Raw genomic sequence first — 21,533 nt, 5'->3', positions numbered from 1 at the left:
CGCCGGACGACGCTAAATCAGCGAGGCCAGCTGCTGGATCTGCTCGGTGCTGCGGCCGGTGACCACCATCATGGTGACGCCGGCGGCTTCCCAGACCTTGATCTGCTGACGGACGTAGTCGATGTCGCCCACGATCGCGGCGTCGTCCACCAGTTCGTCGGGGATGATCTCGCCGGCTTTGTCCTTCTGCCCGCTGCGGAACAGCTTGGTCACGTCGTCGACGACCTCCGCATACCCCATCCGGCGGTAGACCTCGGCGTGGAAGTTGGTGTCCTCGGACCCCATGCCGCCCATGTAGAGGGCCAGGTAGGGCTTCATGGCCGCGAACGCCGCGGCGCGGTCTTCGGTGATGACGATGTTGGCCGTCGCGCAGATCTCGAAGGTCTCGCGGGTACGGCGAGCACCCGGGCGGGCGAAGCCCTCGTCGAGCCATTCGTTGTACATGCCGGCCAGCCGCGGGGAGTAGAAGATGGGCAGCCAGCCGTCGGCGATCTCGGCCGACAGCGCGACGTTTTTGGGGCCTTCGGCGCCGAGCATCACCGGGATGTCGGCCCGGCGCGGGTGGGTGATCGGCTTGAGGGCCTTGCCCAGCCCGGTGGTGCCCTCACCGCTGATCGGCAGCGGGTAGTGCGGGCCGGCGCTGGTCACCGGGGCCTCACGGGCCCAGACCTGGCGCAGGATGTCGATGTACTCGCGGGTGCGGGCGAGCGGTTTGCCGAAGCGCTGGCCGTACCAGCCCTCCACCACCTGAGGGCCGGACACGCCCAGGCCCAGAATGTGGCGGCCACCGGAGAGGTGGTCCAGGGTCAAGGCGGCCATCGCGCATGCGGTCGGGGTGCGCGCCGACAGCTGAACCACCGAGGTGCCCAACCGAACCCGTGACGTCGACGAGCCCCACCAGGCCAGCGGCGTGTAGGCGTCGGAGCCCCAGGCCTCAGCGGTGAAAACCGCGTCGAAACCCGCGTCCTCGGCAGCTGCCACCAGTTCGGCGTGGTTGGCAGGCGGCTGCGCGCCCCAATATCCGAGTTGCAGTCCCAGCTTCATCCTTGGCTCCTCGCTCGCCTGCTTGCCACCATTGTTAGAACCTGTTCTACTCGATGCCGTGACTGCCAGCCAAAGCAACCGCGCGCAGATCGATGAGCATGAGCCACCTCTTTCTGCGCCGCTGAAGTTGTCCTTCGACTACACACGTTCAGTCGGCCCCGTTCTGGGCGCTTTCTTCACCGCTCTGCGTGAGCGCCGCATCGTCGGCGTCCGTGGTTCCGACGGTCGGGTGTACGTGCCGCCGGCCGAGTATGACCCGGTCAGCTACGAACCGCTCACCGAGATCGTACCGGTGGCCAGTGTCGGCACCGTGGTGTCGTGGTCGTGGCAGCCGGCGCCGCTGGAGGGCCAGCCGCTGGACACCCCGTTCGCCTGGGCACTGATCAAGCTCGACGGCGCCGACGTGCCGTTGCTGCACGCGGTGGCAGTCGACAGCCCCAAGGACATCAGCGTCGGCACCCGGGTGCACGCGCACTGGGCCGACGAGACCGTCGGCGCGATCACCGACATCGCCTACTTCGCCGTCGGCGAGGACGCCGAGCCGCCGGCCGACACCCCCGATGAGCGCGACCCGGTGACCATGATCGTGACCCCCTCCACCCTGGAGATCCAGCACACCGCATCGCTGCCGGAGAGCGCGTATCTGCGTGCGCTGCAGGAGGGCAAGCTGCTCGGGGCGCGCACCGGCGCCGACGGCAAGTTGTACTTCCCGCCCAAGGAGGCCGATCCGGCCACCGGTCTGCCGTTGGACACCTTCGTCGAGCTGCCCGACAAGGGCACGGTGACGACGTTCGCGATCATCAACATCCCGTTCGCCGGGCAGCGCATCAAGCCGCCGTATGTGGCCGCCTATGTTCTGCTCGACGGCGCCGACATCCCCTTCCTGCATCTGGTGTCTGAGATCGACGCCCACGAGGTGCGGATGGGCCTGCGGGTCGAGGCCGTGTGGAAGCCCCGCGAAGAGTGGGGCCTGGGCATCGACAACATCGAGTACTTCCGGCCCTCCGGCGAACCGGACGCCGACTACGACACCTACAAGCACCACCTGTGAGGGGCAGCATGACGCAACGCGATGTCGCGGTGGTGGGCTTCGCCCACGCCCCGCACGTTCGCCGCACCGACGGCACCACCAACGGCGTCGAGATGTTGATGCCGTGTTTCGCTCAGTTGTACTCCGAGCTGGGCATCTCCCAGCGCGACATCGGCTTCTGGTGCTCCGGTTCCTCGGATTACCTTGCCGGCCGGGCTTTTTCGTTCATCTCGGCGATCGACTCGATCGGCGCGGTTCCGCCGATCAACGAGTCGCACGTGGAGATGGACGGCGCCTGGGCGCTGTATGAGGCCTACATCAAGGTGTTGACCGGCGAGGTCGACATCGCGTTGGCCTACGGGTTCGGCAAGTCTTCGGCCGGCCAGCTGCGCCGCATCCTTGCCCTGCAGACCGACCCCTATACCGTCGCGCCGCTGTGGCCGGACTCCGTTTCGATCGCAGCACTGCAGGCCCGCCTCGGCCTGGACGGCGGCCAGTGGACCGCTGAGCAGATGGCGCGGGTGGCAATGGATTCGTTCCTGGTCGCCGAACGGGTGGATTCGGTGGAGTCATCGGCCAACCTCGACGAGCTGCTGGAGCGTCCGTTCTTCGCCGACCCGCTGCGCCGGCACGACATCGCACCGATCACCGATGGCGCTGCCGTGATCGTTCTGGCCGCGGGCGACAGAGCCCGTGAACTGTGCGAAAACCCGGCCTGGATCACCGGTTTCGAGCACCGCATCGAATCCGGAGTGCTCGGCAGCCGCGACCTGACCCGGTCGCCGTCGACCACCGCCTCGACGCGCGCCGCCACCGGTGACGACCTGCCGGCGGTGGACGTCGCCGAGATCCACGCACCGTTCACCCATCAGCACCTGATCGTGACCGAGGCGATGCGCCTGCCGTCGAAGACGAAGGTGAATCCCTCCGGCGGGGCCCTGGCGGCCAACCCGATGTTCGTCGCCGGACTGGAGCGAATCGGCTTCGCGGCGCAGCACATCTTCAACCGTTCGGCCGAACGTGTGCTGGCGCATGCCACCAGCGGCCCGGCGCTGCAACAGAATCTGGTCGCGGTCATGGAAGGACGCAACTGATGGGCCAACTCGCTGCGGTGCTGGGTACCGGGCAGACCAAGTACGTCGCCAAGCGCCAGGACGTGTCGATGAACGGCCTGGTGCGTGAGGCCATCGACCGCGCGCTGGCCGACTCGGGCTCAACGTTCGACGACATCGACGCGGTGGTGGTCGGTAAGGCGCCGGACTTCTTCGAGGGCGTGATGATGCCCGAGTTGTTCATGGCCGACGCCGTGGGCGCCACCGGCAAGCCGCTGATCCGGGTGCACACCGCGGGGTCGGTGGGCGGTTCGACCGCGATCGTGGCGGCCAGCCTGGTGAAGTCCGGCAAGTACCGGCGCGTGCTGGCGATGGCCTGGGAGAAGCAGTCGGAGTCCAACGCCATGTGGGCGCTGAGCATCCCGGTGCCGTTCACCAAACCGGTCGGGGCCGGCGCCGGCGGTTATTTCGCCCCTCACGTGCGTGCTTACATCCGCCGTTCCGGAGCGCCGAACGACATCGGCGCGATGGTCGCGGTCAAGGATCGCCTCAACGGCGCCCGCAACCCCCTGGCGCACCTGCACCAGCCCGACATCACCGTGGAGAAGGTGATGTCGTCCCAAATGCTTTGGGATCCCATTCGTTTCGATGAGACGTGCCCCTCATCCGATGGTGCCTGCGCGCTGGTGATCGGCGACGAGACCGCCGCGCAGGTCCGCATCGACGCCGGCGAGCCGGTGGCCTGGATCCACGCCACCGCGCTGCGCACCGAGCCGTTGGCCTACGCCGGTCGCGACCAGGTCAATCCGCAGGCCGGCCGGGACGCGGCTGCCGCGCTGTGGAAGGAAGCCGGGATCACCAGTCCGATCGACGAGATCGACGCCGCGGAGATCTATGTGCCGTTCTCCTGGTTCGAGCCGATGTGGCTGGAGAACCTGGGCTTCGCGGCACCCGGCGAGGGCTGGAAACTCACCCAGGCCGGCGAGACGGCGATCGGCGGGAAGCTGCCGGTGAACGCCTCCGGCGGAGTGCTGTCGTCCAACCCGATCGGCGCCTCGGGCATGATCCGGTTCGCCGAGTCCGCGATCCAGGTGATGGGCAAGGCCGGCGACCACCAGGTGCCCAACGCCCGCAAGGCGCTTGGCCACGCCTACGGCGGCGGCTCGCAGTACTACTCGATGTGGGTTGTCGGCGCCGACAAGCCGGGCGGTTAGCGAGGGTCGAGACCGTCGCATCAAGCCCGCCAACTGAGAAGGACACTCGGATGAACGCAGATCACCCCGCCCACGTAGCAGGCCTTCGTTCGCGGGAGGCCGTCATCGCCCGCGACAAGGAAGCCTGGCTGGCGAACTTCGCCGACGATGCGATCGTGCAGGATCCGGTCGGGCCGTCGCACTTCGACCCGGAGGGCAAGGGCCACCGCGGTCGCGACGAGATCTCCGCCTTCTGGGACAAGGCGATCGCGAGCACCGACAAGATCGAATTCAACTTCTCCGACACCTTCCAGTGTGGTGACGAGGAAGCCAACACCGGCAACATCACCATCACCATGGGCGGTCACCAGATCGTCACCGAGGGTGTGTTCACCTACAAGGCCGACGCGGCGGGCAAGCTCGTCGCGCTGCGCGCCTACTGGGAACTGGACCGCGCGGCCAAGACCGCCCGCAAGGTCTAGCCAACCCGGACCCAACCCCCGCCGAGCCGGAATCTCACGACGCGACACGCCGATTCAGCGTCGGGGATTTCCGGCTCGGCGCATGTCGGCGGGTTAGGCACGGCTGGCGGCGGGTCAGGCGCATGTCTGCGGGTCAGGCGCGGCGCCGAACCACCCTGAGGCCCCAATGACGTCGCCGATGGCCACAGCTGGATTGTTCACGTATACCTGGGACCAAAGGCCCTAACCAGCAGGGCTTATTGCGCGAACAGGTGTCAAAACTGTAACGTGTTCTAGTTAGAAGCAACGGGTTGGAGGCAACAGGTGAGCACTGACAACGCCGAGGTCGGCGTCCGCCACATCGATACCGGAACACTGCCGGACCGCTACGCGCGTGGCTGGCACTGCCTGGGCCCGGTGAAGGACTTCCTGGACGGCAAACCGCACTCCATCCATGCGTTCGGCGCCAAGCTGGTGGTCTTCGCAGATTCCAAGGGCGAACTGCACGTGCTCGACGCCTACTGCCGCCACATGGGCGGCGACCTGAGCCGCGGCCAGATCAAGGGCGACGAGGTCGCCTGCCCCTTCCACGACTGGCGCTGGGGCGGCGACGGGCGCTGCAAGCTGGTGCCCTACTCCAAGCGGACCCCGCGGGTTGCGCGTACCCAGTCCTTCCCGACCGACGTGCGCGGCGGGCTGTTGTTCATGTACAACGACCCGGAGGGCAACCCGCCGCCGGACGAGGTGCGGATCCCCGAGATCCCGGAGTGGTCCAGCGGTGAGTGGACCGACTGGCGCTGGAACTCCATGGTGATCGACTCCAACTGCCGCGACATCATCGACAACGTCGTGGATTTCGCGCACTTCTTCTACATCCACTACGGCCTGCCCACGTCGTTCAAGAACGTCTTCGAAGGCCACATCGCCTCGCAGTACCTGCGCAACGTCGGGCGTTCCGACGTGCCCGGCCTGGGCACCCAGTACGGCGAGTCGGTCCTGGACTCGGAGGCCTCCTACTTCGGTCCGTCGTTCATGATCAACTGGCTGCACAACAGCTACGGCGGTTTCAAGGCCGAGTCGATCCTGATCAACTGCCACTACCCGATCAGCCAGAACCAGTTCCGGCTGATGTGGGGCGTGATCGTGCAGAAGCCCAAGGGCCTCGACGACGCGACCACCGAGAAGATCGCCGACGCGATGACCGACGGCGTCAGCAAGGGCTTCCTGCAGGACGTGGAGATCTGGACGCACAAGAGCCGGATCGAGAACCCGCTGCTGGTCGAGGAGGACGGCGCGGTGTACCAGCTGCGCCGGTGGTACTCGCAGTTCTACGTCGACGCCGCCGACGTCACCCCGGACATGACCGATCGCTTCGAGATCGAGATCGATGCGACGGTGGCCAACGAGAAGTGGAAGGCCGAGGTCGCCGAGAACCTGCGGGTGCAGGAAGAGGAAGCCAAGGCCGCAGAGGCGTCAGAAACCGTTAACGCAGAGTAGGTCTGAGACCATGGCCCGCGAGGTTCCCGACGCCGGCGAGCTGGCCCGGTCCATGCTGAGGTTCTACGGCCCGCACGACGAGCACGGCGAGCATGGCGGCTCCGACGATGACGGGCCCGACACCCGCTACTCGCGGCAACCGCTGTTTCCGGTCGATCCGCAGCGCTTCGAGGCGATTCGCGCTGCGACCGAACGGGATACCGACCACTACCTGCATTCGGGTCTGATGCCGGTGGAATGCCGGCACTGCACCGCCACCGTCGAAGTCAAGAAGCTGGGTCCCGGATACACCTCGGTGCAATGGAATTCGGCGGCGGTGCAACGGTGCGCCCATTTCGCGGCCGAACGCGAGGCCGGGATCGACAGCACCCGTAGCCGCGGCTGCCCGAAGCTGTCGAAGAGCATTGCGCACGCGATCGCCGAGGGCCATCTGGAGGAGCGCACCGCCGCTCCCCTGCCCGGCGACGGCATCGACTAGCTCGGTTTCCATCCGCGAACAGACGCGAAAGCCCCCAAATCGACCGGAATTTGGGGGCTTTCGCGTCTGCTCGCGCAGGGGGCACAGGGGGACGTCACAGGCCGGCGAAGCGCTCCCGGACCTGCTCGGCGGTCAAGCCGTAATCGGCCAGCGAGTATTCGTGCTTCGGTGCGCGCGGACCGGTCTTGCTCGCGGCATAGTCGTCGGCCATGGCCTGGCGCGCCTCGTCGGTGAGCGTCAGCCCGAAGCGTTCGTAGATACCCGCGGCGGTGGCCAGCGGGTCGGCGACGAAGTCCTGATAATCGATGTCGCAGAACTGAGCCTGGTCATAGTTGGCCCGTTGGGCGTTGAACAGCTCCAACCCGCGGGCCCAGGTCTCCATCTCGTCGGCGCCGATCTGCGCGCCGACGAAGGTGTTCGACTGGCCTTCGGTGGTGTGCCGGGCCAGTGAGCACATCGACGCCAAGATGGTCTCGGCCGGCCGATGGCACTGCACGATGAGCGCATCGGGGTAGACCGCCATGATCGCGTCCAGCGCGAACAGGTGGCTGGGGTTCTTCAGCACCCACCGCTTCTCCGGTTCGTTGAGCCCGATCAGCTGCAGGTTGCGCCGGTGCCGCTGGTAGGCGGGAGTCCAGTCCTGCTCGGAGAGCCAGCGCGAATAGCTCGGCAGGTGCGCCAGCGTCTCATACGACACCGAGTGCAGCGACTGGCGCAGCAGCTGCCAGCATTCCTCCAAGCCGTCGGCGGTCATGAAGTGCAGCCCGGTGTAGTCCGGGTTCTCATCATGGTGCCGTTCGAACTGGGCCTTCATCTCCCGGTACACCGGGTTGCTGTCCCAGGTGTCGCGCGGGGGCCGTGGCTGCGGGAAGTCCGCCAGCCACATCTCCAGCCCCTGATGAGCCGGGTCGGCGCCCAGCAGCCGGTGCAGCGCGGTGGTTCCGGTGCGGGGCAGGCCGGTGACGAAGATCGGCCGCTCGATGGCAACCTCGGTGTACCCGGGGTTGGCCTTCCAGCCGGCCTGCGCCAGCAGCCGGGCCACCAGCGCACCGCGCAGGAAGAACCGGTTCATCTTGCTGCCCAGCTCGGTGAGGTCGGCCTCGGTGCGATAGGAGTCCAGCAGTACGCCGAGCGCTTCGCGGTAGTTGTCGTCGTCGGGGCCGAAGTCGTCCAGGCCCACCATCTTGGTTGCCGAGGCGTGCAGATCCTCGACGGTGCCTACATCGGTACGAGTGGTCATCAGTTGTGGTACTCCCCGCAATTGACGTCGAGAACCTGACCGCTGATGCCGCTGGCCAGGTCGCTTGCCAGGAACAGCACCGCCGAGGCCACCTCGTCCTCGGTGGGCAGTCGCTTCAGGTCGGAGCCGGCGGCGGTCGCCGCGTAGATCTGCTCCACGGTAGTACCGTACTTGCCGGCCTGGTGGGCGAAGTAGCTCTGCAACGTTTCACCCCAGATATATCCGGGCGCAACGGAATTGACACGGATGCCCTGCTCACCGAGTTCGGACGCCAAAGACTGCGACATCGCCAGCAGCGCCGACTTGGCCATCTTGTAGGCACCGTATTTGGGCTGCGAGTGCCGGATCACCATCGAGTTCAGGTTGACGATCGAGCCGTTGGCCGCGGCCAGTGCCGGCGTGAAGCCCTGGGTCAGTCGCAGCGCGCCGAGCCCACTGAGCTCGATGGCGTCGCGGATGTGCTGAAACGTGGTCTGGGCCAGCGGTTTCATCGACGGCACCCGGAAGGCGTTGTTGATCAGAACGTCGATGTGGTCGAACTCGGCCGTGGCCGCCTCGATCAGGTGCGCAACCTGGTCGTCATCGGTGATGTCGGCCGGGACCGCCAGGGCGCGACGTCCGGCCGCCCTGACCTGCTCGGCCACCTCTTCGAGGCGATCGGCGCTTCGCGCGACCAGCACCAGGTCGGCGCCCTCGGCCGCGAACCGATTGGCCATAGTGCTGCCGAGCCCCGGCCCGACGCCGCTGATCACGACGACTTTGCCGTCGAGCATTCCGGTCATTTTCACCCCAGCATCCTGTTAGCGATCTGCCGCTGTCGCTGCGCGATACGCGCTCGCCAGCCCTCTTGGGAAATTTTGTTCTGGTCGTAGAAGGGCAGCGCCGCCGCCACCGCGTCGACGTCGATGAGCTCGACGGTCGGGCCGTCGGCCTCGGTCAGCTGCCGCGACACCCGCTGCCACCGGAACTGCAGGAAGCCGCGACGGTGGCCCAACGTCTCGACCCAGTTGGTGACACCGGGATCGGTGTCGGAGACCACGATCCGGATCTTGCCGTCCGGATCCGCTTGCGCCTGAGTGCCGTTCAGCGAGGTCTGATGGTTGATGTAGTCCAGCGAGATGTACCACAGGCTGCCCAGCTGGAACCCCAGGTACGGCGCATCCGACACCGGCACGGTGATGACCAGCGCCTGGCCTGGCTCCAGCTCGAAGTGCCCGGCCGAGGAGTACTGGGTGGCCAGACCGCCCGGAGTGAGCCGTGGCGCCACCATCGTGTTGACCGGGAGGTTGAGGTAGAACCACTGGGGGAAGGCCAGCCAGGTCTTGACCCGGTTGATCAGCTGCTTTCCCGCTGCGGCATAACGCTTCTCGATGAGCCGCCGGGTCAGCGGCGGCGGCGCGGTGCCTTCGGTGTCGACCCGGGCGATGGACAGGGTGCCGCGCTGAGCATCCCAGTCGTTGTAGACCTCGCGGATCACCAGTTGCGCCGGCGTCTTGGGCTGAAAGCGCCAGGTGAAGGTGCCGTCGGCGGCGATGTCGAGTTCGCGATCGTCGAAGGCGGCTTCGCTGGCCGGGACGTTGTCGTCGGTGTATTCACCGCCGAGCAGCTGGAAGCTCAGATCCGTCGTGGTTCCCCGGGTGCCCCGTACGACATAGTCGTTGCCCGGACGGACCACCGTGCCGAAGTACAAGGTGTCGGGGTTGTCCAGGCCCATCTTGGTGAACGGTCCAGTGCCCGAGAACAAGAACGGGTGATCGCGCTCGCCGTTGAATGCGGCGTGCACACATGCCTCGACACCGCCGGCAAGGTATTGCAGACCCTCGAGCAGGTCCGCCTCGGTCTCGATGTGCGGGGCTGCGACGACCAGCTTCTCCGCCTCGGCGATCGCGGCCGAAAGGGGTTCGGAGTACATCGCTGCAGCACCTCTTCGATCGTAAAGTGGTCCAATATTGGACCGAATTGGTAGATATCTCGAACCGACTTTAGACGGTCGCGGTAGCATGCTGCAATGGCTGCGCCTCAGCAAGCTGCTCCCCCGCGCGGGGCGCGATCGTCGCCGCCCACCGAGCGGGTGGTGGCGATCCTGGACTTTCTGGCCCGCCACCCCGACCAGAGCTTCGGGCTGTCCGAACTGGCCCGCCGCACCGAGCTGTCCAAGCCGACCTGTCTGGGCATCGCCAACGCCCTGGCCGACGCGGGCTATCTGACGCGAGACGATCCCGACAAGACCTACCGCCTTGGGCCGGGCCTGATCTCGCTGGGCCGTGCGGCCCAGCAGTCGCTGCGGGTCGGCCCCGAGGCACGCGAGCAACTGCGGCGGCTGTCCGCGGATTTCGCCACCTCCGCTGCGCTCAGCGCGGTGATCGACGACCGGATCACGGTGCTGGAGCTGGTGGCGGCACCCCATGCGCATCTGGGAGTCCAAGCCGGCCAGAGCTATCCGTTCGCACCACCGGTCGGGCTGATGTTCGTGCTCTGGGACGACCTCGCCCTGCAGGACTGGCTGGCCCGCCAGCCCACCATCCCGCTGCGCTCGGAGAGCGAGCGCCTGCAACGCGTGGTCGACGAGTGCCGCGCCGACGGGTATCTGGTGGAGCGGCTGACGCCGGGCGGGCAACGGCTCTACGGGCTGATGGCTGGCCTGCCCAGCGATCTGCCCGACGAGCTGCGGGCCCTGCTCGGTGAGCTGGTCTCCGACATCGGTGAGCGGGTGTATCTGCGCGGCGAAGCCGGCGGCCGGGGCCGACATGACATCAGCGTGATCTCCGCCCCGGTCTACGACCACCATCAACGCCAGGCGATGGTGGTGTCACTGCACGCCCAGCGTGCACTGACCGACTCCGAGATCACCAGGTGGGCTCGCGGACTGCTGCGGACCGCCGAGGCGCTCACCGCCCAACTCGGCGGGAGCAGACCCGCATGGCAGTCGGGCTCGGCGCCGTGACCGCGCTGGTCTTGTCGACCCGACTCGAGCTGTCCGAGCTCGTGCACCGCTACGCCAATTATGTTGATGCGCGGCGATTCGACGCGCTGGCCGAATTGTTCACCGCCGATGCCGAACTCGTGGTGCCGGACCCGCCGGAGCATCTGGAGCCGCACCGGCGCCATCACGGCCACACCGGCGTGCGAGACGCAATGTCACCGCTGGCCGGCCTGACCCGCACCCAGCATGGCATCGTCGGCGAGGTCTACACCGCCTCGACCTCGCCTGACGTGGCCACCGGAGAGATCACCGCCGTGGCGCATCACTGGATCGAGCACGACGGCAAGCTCACCGACCATGTCTGGTACCTGCGCTACCGCGACGTCTATCACCGGACCGGACAGTCCTGGCAGATCGCACAACGGGAGCTGACCATCGACGCGATCGAATCGCGGCCGGCCCGCCAGGTGCGCCCATGACCCGGCGGCCCCAGATCTCTTTTCAGCTCAAGACCTTCACCGATGACCCCGGCCACGACTGGGGCACCACCCTGGCCCTGGGCGCTGCCATGGACGCGGCGGGCGTCGATCGCGTGGTGGTCTCTGACCACGTGGTGTTCGGCGAGAACCCGGATGCCTACGGCGACCCGCGGCTCGGCGGAATCGCCGGCGGGCGACAGCCGACCGGCCCGGACGGCCAGTGGCTGGACCCGCTGATCGTGCTGACCGCGCTGGCCGCAACCACCACCCGCATCCGCCTGGGCACTGCGGTGTTACTGGCGGCACTGCGCCGGCCGGCGGTGCTGGCCAAGGAGCTGGCCACCCTGGATGTGCTGTCGGGAGGGCGGCTGGACCTCGGCGTGGGCGTCGGCTGGCAACGCGAGGAGTACGAGGCCACCGGATTGTCGTTCGAGCGCCGCGGTCGACTCCTGGACCACACCCTGGAGGTGTGCCAGACGCTGTGGACTCAGCAGCGCAGCAGCTACACGTCCCAGGAGTTGACCTTCGCCAATATTCACCAGATGCCCAAACCCGTTGCGCCCGGCGGGGTTCCGATCTGGGTGAGCGGCACCGTCAACGACGCGGTGGCACGCCGGCTGGCCCGGTTCGGATCCGGCTGGATACCGTGGGGCCCGGCGATGCGCGACCCGGCCGGCGCCATCGCAGCGATGAAGGATCGCATCGCCGCACTGGGCGGCGATCCGACTGACCTGCAGGTCCTGGGCCACGCGACCACCGCGAAGAACCCGGACGGCTCCCTGAACATCGACGCCACCGCGGCTTCGGCGCCGGCGCTGACAGCGGCCGGGGTCACCGATGTGCGGGTCACCTGCTCACTGCCCAAGGACATCGGCCGGGCCACTGATCTGCTCAGCGAACTCGTCGGCGCGTTCCGCGCCGCTACCTAAGGAGACATCGATGGAAAAGGTCATGATCGTCGCGCGCACAGCCGATTTCACCGACCAGTGGTGCCAGAATCTGCGCGGTCCGGTCGCGGCGAAGCTTCTCGACCTGGGACTGCCGGGTGTCGTGGTCAACGTGCGTGACGCGCCGGTGCGCGACTCCATGATGACCCTGACGACGCTGGACCCGCCGGCCGCGGCCGTCGTCAGCCTGTGGACCCAGCAGTACTACGGCGACGCGACCCGGGCCGCCATCTCCCTGATCGAAGCCGAGTCCGATTCGGCGCACGCATATCTGGTGACCGAGTCGACGCCCATGGCACCGCCGGACCTCGGGGAGGGCCGTCGCACCCGCGGGCTGGCCAATGTGGCGCTGCTGCGCCGGCCGGCCGACTTGGACGAGGCGACCTGGCTGCACCGCTGGCACATCGACCACACCCAGGTCGCGATCGACACCCAGGCTACCTTCGGCTACACCCAGAACGTGGTGGTCCGCGCGCTCACCGCCGATGCGCCGCAGATCGACGCGATCGTCGAGGAGAACTTTCCCGATGAGGCGGTGTCGGATCCCTACGCCTTCTACGGCGCGGCCGACGAAGCCGATCTTCACGATCGGGTGGGCCGGATGATCGCCAGTGTCAGTGCCTTCGGCGCGCACCTCAACATCGACACGGTGCCCACCAGCCGCTATGTGTTCCGGTCGCCGTTCGTCACACACACTGCTGGGACAGCGTGATCAACGCCTCCCGGACATGCGGGTGCCGTTCGAGGTAGGACAGCGTCGGATTCGGGGCGCCGGGATCCTCCTGCCTGCCTCGTTCGTCCAGTTCCGCCCGGACGTCCGGATGCCGGTTCAGGTAGGCGTCGATGGATTCGCCGACGGTCTGATCGCACTGCGGTGCGGCGCTGGCCACCGGTGCCACGACAGCGGCCACGCTGAGCAGGCCGACCGCGATCGCTCGAGTGATTCCGCTCATCTTTCGACGGTACGCGCGTTCTCAGTTCACGCTGGCCAGGGCGAACGGCAGCACCTGCGGTGCGCCCGCGGCGCGCACCAGTCGGGCGGCCATCGTCAACGTCCACCCGGTGTCGGTCACGTCGTCGACTAACAGCACCGGGCCGATATCCGCCGGTAGCTCCGCGGGCGGCAGCCAGCAACCCTGCAGCGCGGCGACCCGGTAGGCAGAGTTCGCTGCCGCCGTCGCTCGCCGGTTCGGTGCATACCGCAACGTGTCCAGCCGGGTCAGGCGCCCGAGTTCGGCCAGCCGGTCGGTCAACGAGGCGATCAGCACCGGGTGCGTGGCCGAGTCCAGGCCCAGCACCGCGGTCGGCCGGGTCTGCCACTGCCAGCCGGCCAGCACACTCACGGCGGCGCGGACCACCTCGTCGGGCACGGGCTGGTCCGGCTCGTCGAGCAGGCGCCGCAGCCGGGCGCCCCAGCCCAGATCGGTGAGCCGGCCGATGACGCGGCCCGGCTCCGGCCCGTCGGTGATCCGGCCGGAGAGTTTGACGCCGAGCTGCGCCAGGCCCGACGGCCACTGCCGGCGCGGCGTGATCTCCACTCCGGGACGCATCAGCCGCTCCCGGGTGGCGGCGGCGGCGCCGGGATCCACCGCGGCATCAAACCGCGGCCCGGCGCAGTTGTCGCACCGCCCGCAGCGCTCCCCCGCTTCAAGCTCGGGGTCGTTGAGCTGGGCGCGCAGGAAACTCATCCGGCAGCCGTCGGTGGCCTGGTAGTCCAGCATCGCCTGCTGCTCAGCCCGCCGCAGCTCTTCGAGCTTGCGGTAGCGCTGCTCGTCGTAGGTCCACGGGGCTCCGGTGCCCAGCCATCCGCCCTTGACTCGGCGCACCGCGCCGTCGACGTCGAGGACCTTGAGCACCATCTCCAATCGCGACCGATTCAGGTCGACGCGTGCTTCCAGCGCCGGTGTCGACAGCGGCTGATCCGGCGACAGTTCGCCGATGACTTTGCGCACCAAGGGTTCCGGGGGGAAGGCCAGCGACGCGAAGTAGCGCCAGATGTCGGCGTCCTCGGTGCCGGGCAACAGGATCACCTCGGCGCTGGTGGTGGCGCGCCCGGCGCGGCCGACCTGCTGGTAGTAGGCGATCGGCGAGGACGGCGCACCCAAGTGCACGACGAACCCCAGGTCGGGCTTGTCGAATCCCATGCCCAGCGCCGAGGTGGCGATCAGCGCCTTGACTCGATTGGCCAGCAGATCCGCCTCGAGCTGCTCGCGATCCGCCGAGTCGGTCGAGCCGGTGTAGGCGGCCACGGCGAATCCCTGTTCGCGCAGGTCGGCAGCCACATCGTGGGCTTGGGCCACGGTGAGCGTGTAGACGATCCCGGATCCGGGCAGCTGTTCCAGGTGAGCTCCGATCCAGGCTGCCCGCGCAGCGGGGCCACCGGCTTGAACCACCGACATCCGCAACGATTCGCGGTCCAGGCCGCCACGCAGCACCAGCGTGTCAGAACCGCCGACCCCGAGCTGGCCGGCGACATCGGCGACCACCCGGTCGTTGGCGGTTGCCGTGGTGGCCAGCACCGGGATGTCGGCGCCGAGCTCGGCGATCAGGGTGCGGATACGCCGGTAGTCCGGCCGGAAGTCATGGCCCCAATCGGACACGCAGTGGGCCTCGTCGACCACGACCAGTCCGGCCCGGGCCGCCAGCGCCGGCAACACCTCGTCGCGGAAGTCGGGATTGTTGAGCCGCTCCGGACTGACCAGCAACACGTCGAGTTCGCCGGCGGTCACCCGGCGTTGCACCTCGGCCCACTCGGTGACGTTCGACGAGTTGATGGTGGCCGCGTGCACCCCGGCGCGTTCGGCTGCGGCGACCTGGTTGCGCATCAACGCCAGCAGCGGCGAGACGATCACCGTGGGCCCGTGCCCGCCGGCGCGCAGCAGCTTGGCCGCGATGAAGTACACCGCGGACTTGCCCCAGCCGGTCCGCTGCACCACCAGCGCGCGGCGGCGCCCGACGACCAGCGCCTCGATCGCAGCCCACTGGTCGTCGCGCAACCGCGCCTGCGGTCCGGCCAGCTGCTCCAGAATCGCCTGGGCCTGCGGCCGCACCGTCATGTGGGGGTTATTTCCCGGCTCGCTCCCGCTGGATTTCCAGGGCGATGTCGATGAGCTGGTCCTCCTGGCCGCCGATCAGTTTGCGCTGACCGGCCCGGTGCAGCAGCTCATGGGCCGGCACGCCGTAGCGCTCACCTTGGCGCACCGCGTGCTTGAGGAAGCTGGAGTACACCCCGGAGTAGCCCATGATCAACGCGTTACGGTCCAGCACGCACTCGGCCGGCATCGCCGGGCGCACCACTTCCTCGGCGGCATCAGCGATGTCGAAGAAATCGATACCGGTCTTGATCCCCACCTTGTCGAACACCCCGATCAGGGCTTCGACCGGGGCGTTGCCCGCACCGGCACCGAACCGGCGCACCGAACCGTCGATCTGCTTGGCCCCGGCCCGCACCGCCTCCAACGAGTTGGCCACCCCAAGCCCGAGGTTCTCATGCCCGTGGAAACCCACCTGCGCATCATCACCGAGCTCAGCGACCAGCGCCGCCACCCGATCCCGCACACCCTCGAGCACCAGCGCACCGGCCGAATCCACCACATACACGCACTGGCACCCCGCATCGGCCATGATGCGGGCCTGGCCGGCCAGCTTCTCCGGAGACACCGTGTGGGCCATCATCAAAAACCCGACGGTCTCCAACCCGAGTTCACGGGCCAAACCGAAATGCTGAACGGAGACATCGGCCTCGGTGCAGTGCGTGGCGATCCGACAGATCTGTCCACCGTTGCCCTGCGCCTCCTTCATGTCCTCCTTGGTGGCCACCCCGGGCAGCATCAAAAACGCGATCCGGGCATCACGGGCGGTCTGCGCCGCCAGCTTGATCAACTCCTGATCAGGAGTCTTGGAAAACCCGTAGTTGAAACTCGACCCGCCCAGCCCATCACCGTGGGTCACCTCGATCACCGGCACACCGGCGGCATCGATCGCCGCCACGATCGCCGACACCTCCTCGCGCGTGAACTGATGCCGCTTGTGATGGGAACCGTCGCGCAGCGAGGTGTCGGTGATCCGCACATCGAAGATGTGGTCGCTCATTTGGCTCCTCCAGCACTCACACCGGCCATCTCGCGGGCGATCTCCTCGCCGACCTTGGTAGCCGCAGCAGTCATGATGTCCAAGTTGCCCGCGTAGGGGGGCAGGTAATCACCGGCACCCTCGACCTCGACGAACGTCGTCACCACCGCACGCCCCCCGGAATTCAGCGACGGCTCGTCGAACTGCGGCTCATTGAGCAACCGATACCCCGGCACATAGGTCTGCACCTGCGCCACCACATCCTTGATGGATGCGGTGATCGCATCCCGGTCAGCGTCCTCAGGGATCTGGCAGAAAATGGTGTCGCGCATGATCATCGGCGGATCAGCCGGGTTCAAGATAATGATCGCCTTGCCCTTCTGCGCACCACCGATGGTCTCCACCCCCCGCGAGGTGGTCTTGGTGAACTCATCGATATTGGCCCGCGTACCCGGCCCCGCCGACACCGACGCCACCGACGCCACGATCTCCGCATACGGCACCACCCCGCCCTGCTGCGCGACCGCACGCGTCACCGCGTACACAATCGGAATCGTGGCCTGGCCACCGCAGGTGATCATGTTGACGTTGGGCGCATCAACATGCTCATGCAGGTTCGCCGGCGGAATCACCGCCGGACCCACCGCAGCCGGAGTCAAATCAATCGCCCGAATCCCCGCCGCCTCATACTTCGGCGCGTACGCCTTGTGCACATAAGCGCTGGTGGCCTCGAAGACGAAATCCGGCTTCTCATCCAAACCCAACAACCAATCCGCACCTTCAGCTGACGTCTCCAGGCCAAGCTTGCGGGCCCGCGCCAAACCCTCAGACTCCGGGTCAATGCCGATCATCCAGCGCGGCTCCAACCACTCCGAACGCAGCAACTTATACAACAGATCGGTACTGATATTGCCCGACCCGACAATCGCCACAGAGGCCTTAGCAGCCATAAAAAGCTCCTCTATTCGAATCTATTCGAAAACCAGCCGGACTGAACCCAGCCCGGAGAACTCGGCGACACAGTCGTCGCCGGCGTGTACGTCGATGGCCCGGGTGGCGGTGCCCGGCAAGACGATGTCGCCTGCCTTCAACCGCACCCCAAAGCTTTCCACCTTGCGAGCCAGCCAGGCCACCGCGGTGACCGGATTGCCCAGCACCGCGTCACTGCGGCCCTGCGCCACCACCTCGCCGTTCTTGGTCAACGTGGCATCGATGTTCTTGATATCGATGTCGCCCGACTTGACCCGCTGCGTGCCCAGCACGAATCCCGCCGAGGAGGCGTTGTCGGCGATGGTGTCGCAGAGTTTGATCTTCCAGTCGCTGATCCGGCTGTCGATCAATTCGATCGCCGGGGCGAACGCCTCGGTGGCGGCCAGCACGTGCTCCTCGGTGCAGTCCGCGCCCGGCAGGTCCTCGGCCAGAATGAACGCGACCTCCACCTCGACCCGTGGGTAGAGGTAGTTCGACGCCTTGACCGGCTTGTCCTCGAACACCTGCATCTCGTTGAGCAAATGGCCGTAGTCCGGTTCGTCGACGCCCATCATCTGTTGCATCGCCTCGCTGGACAGACCGACCTTGTGTCCGACGACGCGGGCGCCCTCGGCGATCCGCTGGCGGATGTTGATCAGCTGGATCTCGTAGGCGTCGACGACGTCGATACCTGGCTGAGCCGCTGTCAGGGGCGAGATCGGAATCCGACTCCGCTCCGCCTGCGCCAACTCGGCAGCGAGTTCCTCACGGATCTGGGCGCTGAGCATCTTCGATGGTCCCCTCGGGTGGTGTGGAGCGGGTGAAAACGAGCCGTTCAGCGGCAATTCTATAACGTGTTCTAAAACGCCGGCACCGAGACGAGTCCGGCGCCTGCTACCCGACGGGCCAACCACTCCGGCGGCGTGCGATCAGCGACCGCCGGTGTAGTCGACGTGCCAATGCTTGATGCCGTTGAGCCAGCCCGAGCGCAGGCGCTGCGGGGTGTCGAGGGGCTTGAGGTCGGGGATGTGGTCGGCGATCGCGTTGAACATCAACCCGATGGTCATGCGCGCCAGGTGTGTGCCGATGCAGTAGTGCGCACCCGTGCCACCGAACCCGACGTGCGGGTTGGGCTCACGCAGGATGTTGAACTCCTGCGGCTTGTCGAACACCGTCTCGTCGAAGTTGGCCGAGCGGTAGAACATCACCACCCGCTGGCCTTTCTTGATCAGCGTGCCGTTCAGGTTGTGATCGCGGGTCGCGGTGCGCTGGAAAGACGTCACCGGGGTGGCCCAGCGCACCACCTCGTCGGCGGTGGTCGCCGGGCGTTGCCTGCAGAACAGCTCCCATTGGTCGGGATGGTCGACGAAGGCCATCATCCCCTGGGTGATCGAGTTGCGCGTGGTCTCACTGCCGGCCACGGCCAACAGGATGATGAAGTAACCCAGCTCGTCATCATTGAGCTTCTCGCCGTCGACGTCGGCCTCGACCAGCGTCGTCACGATGTCGGGGCCGGGGTTGCGCCGCTTGAGCTCCGCGAGTTCGAGCCCGTAGGTGATGATCTCCAACGCCGAGGCCGCCGGGTCGTAGTGCGCGAACTCCGGGTCGTCGTAGGACGTCATCTGGTTGGTCCAGTCGAACAACTTGCCGCGGTCCTCCTGCGGCACCCCCATCAGCCCGGCAATCGCCTGCAGGGGCAATTCCGATGCGACTTCCACCACGAAGTCGCCGCGCCCGCGGGCCAGCGCCTCCTTGGCGATCGCCTGCGCCCGCGCCTGCAGGTCATCGTGCAGCGGCAAGATGTGCCGGGGAGTGAAGCCACGCGAAATGATCCGCCGCTGCCGGGTGTGCTTCGGGGCGTCCTGGTTGAGCATGAGGATTCGTTGCGCGTCGAGCTGTTCCCGGGTGGTTTCGTCGTGGAACCTCGGGATCGCTCCGTTGATCTCACTGGAGAACACGTCGTCGAGCCGCGAGATCTCCTTGATGTCCTCGTGCCGGGTGATCGCCCAGTAACCGCCGTCCTTGAATCCACCGCTCTTGTCGTCCGGCTGGGCGATCCACTTGATCGGCTCACTGCGCCGCAACGCGGCGAACTCCGCGTCGGGCAGACGTTCGGCATAGATGTCGGGGTCGGTGAGATCCAAACCGGCCGGAATGCCGGTGGCTGACGCGATAGCAGGGCTGGCCACGATGACAACTCCTCACTACTGATCCGCAGGAGAAAACGATGCGTTCTCGCGCCAGTAAAGCATGCGTTTACCTCAGCCGGAAGGGCAGAAAGACCCCGTTGACAAGGCAAAACTGGAACACGTTCTAATACGCGGCGGGTCTGGCCCGGCCTGGCCGGAACCGACGGGTTACCAGCAGGGTAGGGAACAGTTGTCCCGGGGCCGCCCGAGCAATAGGGCCAGCCAACTGGCGCCCGGGCGGGGCAATTCTATAACGTGTTCTACATGGCCGAACAGGAGTACGACGTCGTCGTGGTCGGAAGCGGCGGCGCCGGGATGGTCGCCGCCCTCACCGCCGCCCACCAGGGACTGTCCACCATCGTCATCGAGAAAGCCGCCCATTTCGGCGGCTCGACCGCTCGCTCCGGTGGGGGCGTGTGGATCCCCAACAACGAGGTGCTGAAGCGGGCGGGCGTCAAGGACGACCCCGAGGCGGCCCGCACCTATCTGCACACCATCGTCGGTGACGTGGTGCCGGCCGAGAAGATCGACACCTACCTGCAGCGCGGGCCGGAGATGCTGTCGTTCGTGCTGAAGAACTCGCCGCTGAAGATGTGCTGGGTTCCGGGTTACGCCGACTATTACCCCGAGATGCCCGGCGGCAAGCCCACCGGCCGTTCGATCGAGCCGAAGCCCTTCAACGCCAAGAAGCTGGGCCCGGACATGAACGACCTGGAGCCGGCTTACGGCAAGGTGCCGCTGAACGTCGTTGTCATGCAGCAGGACTACGTCCGGCTCAACCAGCTCAAGCGCCACCCGCGCGGAGTGCTGCGCAGCCTCAAGGTGGGCGCCCGCACCATGTGGGCTCAGGCCACCGGCAAGAACCTGGTCGGCATGGGCCGGGCCCTGATCGCACCGCTGCGCATCGCCCTGCGCCAGGCCGGGGTTCCGGTGGAGCTCAACACCGCGTTGACCGACCTCTACGTGGAAAACGGCGTGGTCGCCGGTGTCTACGTCCGTGCGACGGGCGACTCCGAATCGAGCGAGCCGCGGCTGATCCGCGCGCGGCGGGGAGTCATCCTGGCCAGCGGCGGCTTCGAGCACAACGAGCAGATGCGGGTGAAGTACCAGCGCGCCCCGATCACCACCGAGTGGACCGTGGGCGCGAAGGCCAACACCGGCGAGGGCATCATCGCCGGTGAGAAGCTGGGCGCCGCCTTGGACATCATGGAGGACTCCTGGTGGGGGCCGACGGTGCCGCTGCCCGGTGCACCGTGGTTCGCGCTCTCGGAGCGCAACTCGCCCGGATCGATCATTGTGAACATGGCCGGCAAGCGGTTCATGAACGAATCGATGCCCTACGTCGAGGCCTGCCACCACATGTACGGCGGCGAATACGGCCAGGGCCCCGGCCCCGGCGAGAACATCCCCGCCTGGCTGATCTTCGACCAGCGCTACCGCAACAACTACATCTTCGCGGGATTGCAGCCGGGCCAACGGATCCCGAAGAAGTGGCTGGAGTCCGGCGTGATCGTCTCCGCTGACTCCCTGGAAGAGCTGGCGACCAAGACCGGCGTTCCGGCCGCCGCACTGGCCGCCACCGTCGAGCGGTTCAACGAGTTCGCGCGCACCGGGGTGGACGAGGACTTCCATCGCGGTGAGAGCGCCTACGACCGCTACTACGGCGACCCGACCAACAAGCCGAACCCGAACCTGGGCCAGATCGCCCAGGCCCCGTTCTACGCGGCCAAGATGGTGCCGGGCGACCTGGGCACCAAGGGCGGGATCCGCACCGACGTGAACGGCCGGGCGCTGCGCGACGACGGCAGTGTCATCGCGGGGCTGTATGCGGCAGGAAACGTGAGCGCACCGGTGATGGGCCACACCTACCCCGGCCCGGGCGGCACCATCGGACCCGCGATGACGTTCGGCTACCTGGCCGCCCTCGACATCGCCCGCGCACAATCTGGAAAGGCCTAGA

21 protein-coding genes are annotated in these 21,533 nt (G+C 67.2%); 11 read left to right on the top strand and 10 right to left on the bottom strand.

The genetic code is table 11. The features are described 5' to 3' along the window. Positions 1–12 precede the first annotated feature (12 nt). Positions 13–1,044 carry an LLM class F420-dependent oxidoreductase gene (locus AWC18_RS08455; RefSeq protein WP_064998054.1) on the bottom strand — a complete coding sequence of 344 codons (1,032 nt, stop codon included), beginning with the start codon at positions 1,042–1,044 and terminating at the stop codon, positions 13–15. Between the two features lie 58 nt (positions 1,045–1,102). Between AWC18_RS08455 and AWC18_RS08450 the strand changes: the two genes are divergently transcribed. The 6 genes from AWC18_RS08450 to AWC18_RS08425 all read left to right on the top strand — a co-directional run bounded on the left by AWC18_RS08450 (position 1,103) and on the right by AWC18_RS08425 (position 6,755). Next, positions 1,103–2,095, top strand: a complete 993-nt coding sequence (locus AWC18_RS08450) for a Zn-ribbon domain-containing OB-fold protein (RefSeq protein ID WP_064998053.1) — start codon at positions 1,103–1,105, stop codon at positions 2,093–2,095. Between the two features lie 8 nt (positions 2,096–2,103). Continuing rightward, a complete protein-coding gene (locus tag AWC18_RS08445; protein ID WP_064998052.1) occupies positions 2,104–3,168 on the top strand; it encodes a thiolase family protein in 1,065 nt (354 codons plus the stop codon). After that, complete coding sequence (locus tag AWC18_RS08440) at positions 3,168–4,340, top strand: thiolase family protein (RefSeq protein WP_085138401.1); 1,173 nt, start codon at positions 3,168–3,170, stop codon at positions 4,338–4,340. The genes AWC18_RS08445 and AWC18_RS08440 overlap by 1 nt, the downstream gene beginning before the upstream one ends. Positions 4,341–4,390: 50 nt before the next feature. Continuing rightward, on the top strand, positions 4,391–4,801 hold the full coding sequence (locus AWC18_RS08435; protein ID WP_064998050.1) for a nuclear transport factor 2 family protein: 411 nt from the start codon (positions 4,391–4,393) through the stop codon (positions 4,799–4,801). A 303-nt stretch (positions 4,802–5,104) separates the two neighbouring features. Next, positions 5,105–6,277, top strand: a complete 1,173-nt coding sequence (locus tag AWC18_RS08430; RefSeq protein ID WP_064998049.1) for a 3-ketosteroid-9-alpha-monooxygenase, oxygenase component — start codon at positions 5,105–5,107, stop codon at positions 6,275–6,277. Between the two features lie 10 nt (positions 6,278–6,287). After that, on the top strand, positions 6,288–6,755 hold the full coding sequence (locus AWC18_RS08425) for a hypothetical protein (protein ID WP_064998048.1): 468 nt from the start codon (positions 6,288–6,290) through the stop codon (positions 6,753–6,755). Positions 6,756–6,849: 94 nt separating this feature from the next. On the opposite strand, the gene AWC18_RS08420 is transcribed toward AWC18_RS08425, so the two are convergent. The 3 genes from AWC18_RS08420 to AWC18_RS08410 are packed head-to-tail and all read right to left on the bottom strand — an operon-like array spanning position 6,850 to position 9,907. Further along, positions 6,850–7,995, bottom strand: coding sequence for a sulfotransferase family protein (locus tag AWC18_RS08420; protein WP_085138400.1), 1,146 nt, complete (start codon positions 7,993–7,995; stop codon positions 6,850–6,852). Continuing rightward, entirely contained in the window at positions 7,995–8,777 is a 783-nt protein-coding gene (locus tag AWC18_RS08415) for an SDR family oxidoreductase (protein WP_085138399.1), read from the bottom strand. Before AWC18_RS08415 ends, AWC18_RS08420 begins: the two co-directional genes overlap by 1 nt. Before the next feature lie 2 nt (positions 8,778–8,779). After that, positions 8,780–9,907 (bottom strand): hypothetical protein, encoded by a 1,128-nt coding sequence (locus AWC18_RS08410; protein WP_085138398.1) that lies wholly within the window; start codon positions 9,905–9,907, stop codon positions 8,780–8,782. A 96-nt stretch (positions 9,908–10,003) separates the two neighbouring features. On the opposite strand from AWC18_RS08410, the gene AWC18_RS08405 reads away from it, so the two are divergent. Genes AWC18_RS08405 through AWC18_RS08390 form a run of 4 tightly spaced genes read left to right on the top strand, consistent with a single transcriptional unit; the run spans position 10,004 to position 13,056 of the window. Beyond that, positions 10,004–10,939: an IclR family transcriptional regulator gene (locus tag AWC18_RS08405; protein ID WP_085138397.1), complete on the top strand. Its 936-nt coding sequence runs from the start codon at positions 10,004–10,006 to the stop codon at positions 10,937–10,939. After that, a complete protein-coding gene (locus tag AWC18_RS08400) occupies positions 10,915–11,397 on the top strand; it encodes a nuclear transport factor 2 family protein (RefSeq protein ID WP_085138396.1) in 483 nt (160 codons plus the stop codon). The genes AWC18_RS08405 and AWC18_RS08400 overlap by 25 nt, the downstream gene beginning before the upstream one ends. Then, a complete protein-coding gene (locus AWC18_RS08395; RefSeq protein ID WP_085138395.1) occupies positions 11,394–12,326 on the top strand; it encodes a TIGR03619 family F420-dependent LLM class oxidoreductase in 933 nt (310 codons plus the stop codon). The genes AWC18_RS08400 and AWC18_RS08395 overlap by 4 nt, the downstream gene beginning before the upstream one ends. Positions 12,327–12,336: 10 nt before the next feature. Next, entirely contained in the window at positions 12,337–13,056 is a 720-nt protein-coding gene (locus tag AWC18_RS08390; protein ID WP_085138394.1) for an EthD domain-containing protein, read from the top strand. Here the strand turns inward: AWC18_RS08390 and AWC18_RS08385 are convergent. The 6 genes from AWC18_RS08385 to AWC18_RS08360 all read right to left on the bottom strand — a co-directional run bounded on the left by AWC18_RS08385 (position 13,031) and on the right by AWC18_RS08360 (position 19,573). Continuing rightward, positions 13,031–13,297, bottom strand: coding sequence for a heme-binding protein (locus AWC18_RS08385; RefSeq protein WP_085138393.1), 267 nt, complete (start codon positions 13,295–13,297; stop codon positions 13,031–13,033). The genes AWC18_RS08390 and AWC18_RS08385 overlap by 26 nt on opposite strands. Positions 13,298–13,318: 21 nt before the next feature. Further along, positions 13,319–15,400, bottom strand: coding sequence for a RecQ family ATP-dependent DNA helicase (locus AWC18_RS08380; RefSeq protein WP_085138392.1), 2,082 nt, complete (start codon positions 15,398–15,400; stop codon positions 13,319–13,321). 7 nt (positions 15,401–15,407) lie between these two features. Beyond that, complete coding sequence (gene dmpG / locus AWC18_RS08375; RefSeq protein ID WP_085138391.1) at positions 15,408–16,436, bottom strand: 4-hydroxy-2-oxovalerate aldolase; 1,029 nt, start codon at positions 16,434–16,436, stop codon at positions 15,408–15,410. Next, positions 16,433–17,365 (bottom strand): acetaldehyde dehydrogenase (acetylating), encoded by a 933-nt coding sequence (locus AWC18_RS08370; protein ID WP_064996442.1) that lies wholly within the window; start codon positions 17,363–17,365, stop codon positions 16,433–16,435. Before AWC18_RS08370 ends, dmpG begins: the two co-directional genes overlap by 4 nt. 21 nt (positions 17,366–17,386) lie before the next feature. Then, positions 17,387–18,172, bottom strand: coding sequence for a 2-keto-4-pentenoate hydratase (locus AWC18_RS08365; RefSeq protein WP_085138390.1), 786 nt, complete (start codon positions 18,170–18,172; stop codon positions 17,387–17,389). 141 nt (positions 18,173–18,313) lie between these two features. After that, on the bottom strand, positions 18,314–19,573 hold the full coding sequence (locus tag AWC18_RS08360) for a cytochrome P450 (RefSeq protein ID WP_085138389.1): 1,260 nt from the start codon (positions 19,571–19,573) through the stop codon (positions 18,314–18,316). 255 nt (positions 19,574–19,828) lie between these two features. Here AWC18_RS08360 and kstD point away from each other — a divergent pair, with 255 nt between their 5' ends. Then, positions 19,829–21,532 (top strand): 3-oxosteroid 1-dehydrogenase, encoded by a 1,704-nt coding sequence (gene kstD, locus AWC18_RS08355; protein ID WP_208858340.1) that lies wholly within the window; start codon positions 19,829–19,831, stop codon positions 21,530–21,532. The last annotated feature ends 1 nt before the right edge of the window (position 21,533 follow it).

This window comes from Mycolicibacter nonchromogenicus (assembly GCF_002101775.1).
Classification (GTDB): domain Bacteria; phylum Actinomycetota; class Actinomycetes; order Mycobacteriales; family Mycobacteriaceae; genus Mycobacterium; species Mycobacterium nonchromogenicum.
This window is presented reverse-complemented; position numbering and strand designations above follow the sequence as displayed.

Coding starts and splice junctions, on each gene's coding strand:
- AWC18_RS08455 (WP_064998054.1), bottom strand. CDS start 1,044: ATGAAGCTGGGACTGCAACTCGGATATTGGGGCGCGCAGCCGCCTGCC.
- AWC18_RS08445 (WP_064998052.1), top strand. CDS start 2,104: ATGACGCAACGCGATGTCGCGGTGGTGGGCTTCGCCCACGCCCCGCAC.
- AWC18_RS08440 (WP_085138401.1), top strand. CDS start 3,168: ATGGGCCAACTCGCTGCGGTGCTGGGTACCGGGCAGACCAAGTACGTC.
- AWC18_RS08435 (WP_064998050.1), top strand. CDS start 4,391: ATGAACGCAGATCACCCCGCCCACGTAGCAGGCCTTCGTTCGCGGGAG.
- AWC18_RS08425 (WP_064998048.1), top strand. CDS start 6,288: ATGGCCCGCGAGGTTCCCGACGCCGGCGAGCTGGCCCGGTCCATGCTG.
- AWC18_RS08420 (WP_085138400.1), bottom strand. CDS start 7,995: ATGACCACTCGTACCGATGTAGGCACCGTCGAGGATCTGCACGCCTCG.
- AWC18_RS08415 (WP_085138399.1), bottom strand. CDS start 8,777: ATGACCGGAATGCTCGACGGCAAAGTCGTCGTGATCAGCGGCGTCGGG.
- AWC18_RS08410 (WP_085138398.1), bottom strand. CDS start 9,907: ATGTACTCCGAACCCCTTTCGGCCGCGATCGCCGAGGCGGAGAAGCTG.
- AWC18_RS08405 (WP_085138397.1), top strand. CDS start 10,004: ATGGCTGCGCCTCAGCAAGCTGCTCCCCCGCGCGGGGCGCGATCGTCG.
- AWC18_RS08400 (WP_085138396.1), top strand. CDS start 10,915: ATGGCAGTCGGGCTCGGCGCCGTGACCGCGCTGGTCTTGTCGACCCGA.
- AWC18_RS08395 (WP_085138395.1), top strand. CDS start 11,394: ATGACCCGGCGGCCCCAGATCTCTTTTCAGCTCAAGACCTTCACCGAT.
- AWC18_RS08390 (WP_085138394.1), top strand. CDS start 12,337: ATGGAAAAGGTCATGATCGTCGCGCGCACAGCCGATTTCACCGACCAG.
- AWC18_RS08385 (WP_085138393.1), bottom strand. CDS start 13,297: ATGAGCGGAATCACTCGAGCGATCGCGGTCGGCCTGCTCAGCGTGGCC.
- AWC18_RS08380 (WP_085138392.1), bottom strand. CDS start 15,400: ATGACGGTGCGGCCGCAGGCCCAGGCGATTCTGGAGCAGCTGGCCGGA.
- dmpG (WP_085138391.1), bottom strand. CDS start 16,436: ATGAGCGACCACATCTTCGATGTGCGGATCACCGACACCTCGCTGCGC.
- AWC18_RS08370 (WP_064996442.1), bottom strand. CDS start 17,365: ATGGCTGCTAAGGCCTCTGTGGCGATTGTCGGGTCGGGCAATATCAGT.
- AWC18_RS08365 (WP_085138390.1), bottom strand. CDS start 18,172: ATGCTCAGCGCCCAGATCCGTGAGGAACTCGCTGCCGAGTTGGCGCAG.